Here is a 3105-nt window from a genome sequence, read left to right as displayed (position 1 = left end):
CGGGCCGCTCCTACGGTAGGAGCGGCCCGCGGCCGCGACGAGTGCCGGCTTGGATCTGGCCGGACTTATGACCAAGGCCGCCTCGGCCTCCAGTGGCCGGAACCATGACCAAGGCCGGGTCCCTCACCCTAGATCCGGTAGTTGCTCACGCCAAGACGCCAAGGCGCCAAGAAAAACAGAGGGATGTGCGAGGCATCCAGATCACCCATCGGGTGAGTCGCCAAACGCAGATAACACATTGAAAAAATCGCGACTTGGTGCGAGATCGGCTCTTTTCGGCGCACAGGGACCCGCACCCGGCCGGCCTGGCTTCACGATTCCTGAACTCGGGCGCAACGGAAGCCCAGGTTGTCGTCACGGTAACCGGGCGCGCACCCGTCGCGGCATGCGCAACGGCAGCTGCTCGCGTCGTAGTTCCAGGAACCGCCGCGGACCACCCGGTCCTCGACAGCGTTTTGCGAACCGACCGGGTCCTGCGCCCACCGCGCGTCATAGGTGCGTATGCCATCGGCGCACCATTCCCAGACATTGCCGAGCATATCGTAAAGACCCCAGGGGTTCGGTTCCTTACCGGCCACCGGGTGGGTGCCGGACTTGGGATTGGGATACTGCATCTCGGGCCAAGTCGCGGAGTCGGACCCGTCCGCCAACTCAAACCCCACCCCGCTGTTGCCGCCATACCAGGCGATGGGGTCCAGCGCCGGCGCATTGTTTTCACCCAGAATCGTGATCGCTCCCTGGTAGAGTGCCTCCCCGGTCCCCGCCCGGCAAGCATGTTCCCATTGCGCCTCGGTCGGCAGGCTCAGGCCCAGCCCCGGCACCTCGCCCTCGATCCGTTCGAGAAAGCGCTGCACATGGTCCCAACTCACCCGCTCCACCGGCCGCTCCGGGCTTTGGAAACGGCTGGGGTTCTCGCCCATCACCCGGGTCCAGAGCGCCTGAGTACAAGGGGTATCGAACAGCCAGAAGCCGCGGCCGATCTGCACCACATGCCGCGGACCCTCGTCGCTGTCGCGGCCCGGTTCGTCCTCCGGCGAGCCCATTTGGAAGACCCCGGCCGGGATCCAGCGCAGGCGCTGCACCAGGTCGCCGAGGCTGAAGGCGGCAAAGACGCCGAAACGGTCCTCTCCCCAGGCGCTGGCCCAGGCGGGCGCGGCCCCCTTGGTCAAGGGGTGTGGCGAGGGGTCGATGGCGCGCGGCGGGGCGGTGGGCAGCATCAATGCACCGATGAGGCCGGATAGGAGACGGCCGCCCGGCGAGGGTTCGCCGCACCGCTGGTGCGCACTACTGGCACGCCGGGGGCCTTGCGTTTGGACGCCGAACATGCGGCGCCCGGGAGGGCGGTCTGTTCAGGTCCGGACCGTCCGGTCCGGTCGTGAGCTCGGGCGCAACGGAAGCCGAGGTTGTTGTTACGGTTATCGGGCGCGTTCCTGTTGCGGTAGGCGCAACGGCAGTTGCGCGCGTGGTTGTTCCAGGAACCGCCGCGGACCACCCGGTTCGCGCCAGTGGCGACCCCCCACCCGCACGGCGAGCTTACAGCCCGCTCAGCGCCCCGGCAAGCGGTACCCGACGCAGTTGCTCGCGCCGCCACGCCGCGGCATCCGTATGCAGCGTGATCGCAAGCGCGCCGGCATAGCCGGCCTGGAGGGTCCGCGCATTGATCAAGCCCCCCGCATAGGCGCCCTCCCACTGCCGGCGGCACTGCGAATAGCGCATCCTGATGCGCTTCGATGATCCGCCCAAGCAGGGCCAGAAGTTGCTGGTTCTTGAAGCGGCGCGCCAGGAGGTCCTGCAAAATCCCGTGGTCGATGCTCGCGAAGTAGGCCCGGATATCGATCTTGGCCCACCAGGGCCAACGCCGGCCGTGATGCTGAGCGCGCTGCACGGCGGCCAGCGCGCCCTTGCCCGTGCGGCAGGCAAAGGTATCGGCCACCAGCGCGCCTTCCAGCACCGGACCGACATGGGCCATCAAGGCATGGTGCAACACCCGTTCGCGAAAGCACGGGGCATGAATGGTGCGGGGCTTCGGATCGTGAATGCGAAACCGGCGTGTGCGGCCCACCGCGATGCCGCCGGACAGGATATCGGTGCGCAGGTGCGCAGGTGCGCAAGCTCGGTTTCCAGCCGCGCCGCAAACCGCTGCACCTCGGGCCGCGTGCTGCGGCCCAGCGCGGCGCGGTGGAAGGCGGCGGCCAGATTGTGCCAATCGGCCACGGCCTCCAGACCAAGCGGGCTACGGCGCATTGGCCGCGCCAGTGGCCGAGGGAAGTACCGCAAGGGCCTCCGCGAGCACGGCGAGGAAGCGCGCGGCATACTTCTCGATGCGCGCCTCACCGATGCCGGGGATCTCGCGTATGGCCGCAGCGGTGTTGACCCGGCGGGTGACCAACTCCGCCAACTGCTCGTTGGTGAACAGGGCATAGGCGGGAACCCCCTCGGCCTCGGCAAGCTCCTTGCGCAAGACGCGCAAGCGCGCATAGACGTTGAAGTCCTGCTCGCTCAGCACCTCGCGGTAATCCACCTTGCCGCGCCGCGCGGCCGCCGGCCCGCCCTGCGGCCGGCCCTCGCCGGCCGGCTCGAACGCCACACAGATGGCCCAGGCGCTGGCGCCGCCGTTCTGATTGAACTGCCGCTCCACGGCGAGGATGCGATGACCGGTCAAAAAGCGGTTCAACTCGTCGGCGACGTCCTCGCCGCCATGGATCGGAACGGTATAGAAGCGCAGTTGCATGAAACCTCGTCGGTCGAGCGCGGTCGTCGGCCTTGATCGTAATCCCGGCCAGCGGCGTGCGTTGTCAGGGCTTCCAGCCCTGACGGTGTCAGGCCAGGATGGCCTGACTACGCACCCGGCGAGCCCAAGTGGCCGGAATCTTGATCGAGGCCCGGTCGTCGATGGGCAAAATACGGGCATGATGGTCCTGAGCGAAAAACGATCTACCGACCTGTAGGGGCGACTTCAGTCGCCCCGAGCGCGCGCCGGGAACCTGACCGATGTGCGCAGTCACGCTGTTGATTCCTGAAAATCGCGTCAGGTGATTTCACGAACACCCGCTGCGGGAATGTTAGGGGCGACTGAAGTCGCCCCTACAGGCGCCCCTACAGGCG

Annotated in this window: 5 protein-coding genes; all 5 read right to left on the bottom strand. The window is 67.5% G+C overall.

Annotated elements, in window-relative coordinates:
- Positions 1 to 311: 311 nt before the first annotated feature.
- Entirely contained in the window at positions 312 to 1217 is a 906-nt protein-coding gene (locus tag QZY03_RS12685) for a formylglycine-generating enzyme family protein (RefSeq protein WP_295581538.1), read from the bottom strand.
- The gene (locus QZY03_RS12680) at positions 1217 to 1591 is read right to left on the bottom strand and encodes an SUMF1/EgtB/PvdO family nonheme iron enzyme (protein ID WP_295581540.1); all 375 of its coding nucleotides are present in this window, start codon (positions 1589 to 1591) and stop codon (positions 1217 to 1219) included. Before QZY03_RS12680 ends, QZY03_RS12685 begins: the two co-directional genes overlap by 1 nt.
- Complete coding sequence (locus tag QZY03_RS12675; RefSeq protein WP_295581542.1) at positions 1534 to 1716, bottom strand: hypothetical protein; 183 nt, start codon at positions 1714 to 1716, stop codon at positions 1534 to 1536. Before QZY03_RS12675 ends, QZY03_RS12680 begins: the two co-directional genes overlap by 58 nt.
- A 517-nt stretch (positions 1717 to 2233) precedes the next feature.
- Positions 2234 to 2731, bottom strand: coding sequence for an HRDC domain-containing protein (locus QZY03_RS12670; protein ID WP_295581536.1), 498 nt, complete (start codon positions 2729 to 2731; stop codon positions 2234 to 2236).
- An 88-nt stretch (positions 2732 to 2819) separates the two neighbouring features.
- Positions 2820 to 3005, bottom strand: coding sequence for a hypothetical protein (locus QZY03_RS12665; protein ID WP_295581534.1), 186 nt, complete (start codon positions 3003 to 3005; stop codon positions 2820 to 2822).
- Positions 3006 to 3105 lie beyond the last annotated feature (100 nt).

This window comes from uncultured Lamprocystis sp. (genome assembly GCF_903933125.1).
In the GTDB taxonomy this organism is placed as follows: domain Bacteria; phylum Pseudomonadota; class Gammaproteobacteria; order Chromatiales; family Chromatiaceae; genus Thiodictyon.
Note: the sequence above shows the minus strand (reverse complement) of the source record. Positions and strands in the feature narration are given on the sequence as shown.